We start from the raw sequence: 1,617 nt of genomic DNA on the forward strand, positions 1-1,617 counted from the left end.
TGTCCAGTAGATATTGAGCACAGGCAGATTAAGTATAAAAATAATGTCATTGAATGTGATCATGGTAAGTTAAAGCGAATCATCAGGGCCACATTAGGATTCAAATCTATGAAGACTGCTTATGCCACAATTAAAGGTATTGAAGTCATGCGTGCACTACGTAAAGGACAAGCATCGTCATTTTATTATGGTCAGCCTCAGGGTGAAGTGTGTCTAATCAACAGGGTTTTCGGTCTCTAAGCACTTTTTAAAGGGAACATCATCGACTCAAATCACTATTTGCAACAGTGCCAAATTTCAGGCAGCACACTCATACATTTAAGCGTCGGTTTAAGCTGGTAGTTTACTCGCCAAAACATCTACTTTTTCAATAGACGGTGGCTCTGAAAATAGCTCATCGGCCTGAGCCATCAAAGCAGCTGCAACCTTGCCAGATAGATGTGCTTGGCGACCCGCCTCATCAGGAAATGCATCAAATATACCAAATGTTGTAGGACCAAGACGTAGGCCAAACCACGCAACTGTCGCAGGTTCTTCCATTACAATAGGTAAACCGGCTTTAAGGAAAGCTTCCACTTCGTCTTCTTTACCCGGTTTAGCTTCAAGGCGGACATATAAAGCTGTTTTAAGCATGACTAAAACTCCACAATTGACTAGAATTAAAACTGATTCTGACATTGCTAATGTATGCATGTCAGAAAGTTTTGTTGTATAAAAGTTAAAAAAAAATCCCATAGCTGAGCCAAAATCTGTTTTTTTATTCCGACATAATGCTATGAATTTATTCAAGTTAATATCATTAACATTTGAATCAAAAAATTAAGATATGAGATGGTTAAATTCAATCTTAGTTATATAAGGATCAATTGACTCTACCTTAGATTTATAAGCTGACCTCTTCATCTGAAAATTATATTGCTCAAGAAGCATTCAAGAACAACATGTACATCCTCATATCTATCAAAGTTATTTAGCTAGGAGTTTGCTGTGAAACTCTATATGTTTCTCTATAAAGCTCGCAATGAAGTAATAGCTATGGTCATACCCTTCTCTTAGGTTAAGTGTAAGAGGATATTCTTGTTCCAAACACATATCACTAAGAAGCTTAGGCCTTAACTGTTCTTCAAGAAAATCATCAGCTGTTCCCTGATCGACTAAAATAGGTATATGAACTTCAGCGTTTTTGATTAATTCAATCGCATCATAGCTTTTCCATAAAGTTTCGGTTTCACCTAGGTAATGTGTGAAAGCCTTTTTCCCCCAAGGTACTTGGCTAGGTGCAACAATCGGTGCAAAAGCAGAAATACTTTTATACAGCTCAGGATTTTTTAACCCAATTACTAATGCACCATGACCACCCATGCTATGACCCATAATACTTTGGACTTGATTGGTCGGAAAATTTAGGTCAATCAGATTTCTGAGCTCTTCCACAATATAATCATACATTTTGAAATGCTGTGACCAAGGTGCTTGTGTTGCATTCACATAGAATCCTGCACCTTGGCCTAAATCATAATCTGCATGATCTGGTACATCTTCTCCACGTGGGCTGGTATCTGGTGCAACAATAATGACTTTATGTTCAGCCGCATACTTTTGTGCTCCGGCTTTAGT

3 protein-coding genes are annotated in these 1,617 nt (G+C 38.0%); 1 reads left to right on the forward strand and 2 read right to left on the reverse strand.

From position 1 onward, the window contains the following. On the forward strand, nucleotides 1-240 hold a 240-nt coding region (locus tag AC6BYQ_RS28245), incomplete at its 5' end, for a DDE-type integrase/transposase/recombinase (protein ID WP_252739343.1). Nucleotides 241-330: 90 nt separating this feature from the next. Here the strand turns inward: AC6BYQ_RS28245 and AC6BYQ_RS28250 are convergent. Together AC6BYQ_RS28250 and fghA are read right to left on the reverse strand one after the other, a co-directional pair. Continuing rightward, nucleotides 331-789 carry a putative quinol monooxygenase gene (locus AC6BYQ_RS28250; protein WP_498057905.1) on the reverse strand — a complete coding sequence of 153 codons (459 nt, stop codon included), beginning with the start codon at nucleotides 787-789 and terminating at the stop codon, nucleotides 331-333. Between the two features lie 177 nt (nucleotides 790-966). Next, a partial coding sequence (gene fghA, locus AC6BYQ_RS28255; protein ID WP_498057906.1) for an S-formylglutathione hydrolase occupies nucleotides 967-1,617 on the reverse strand: 651 nt, incomplete at its 5' end.

The organism is Serratia sp. LTN-2 (assembly GCF_059740205.1).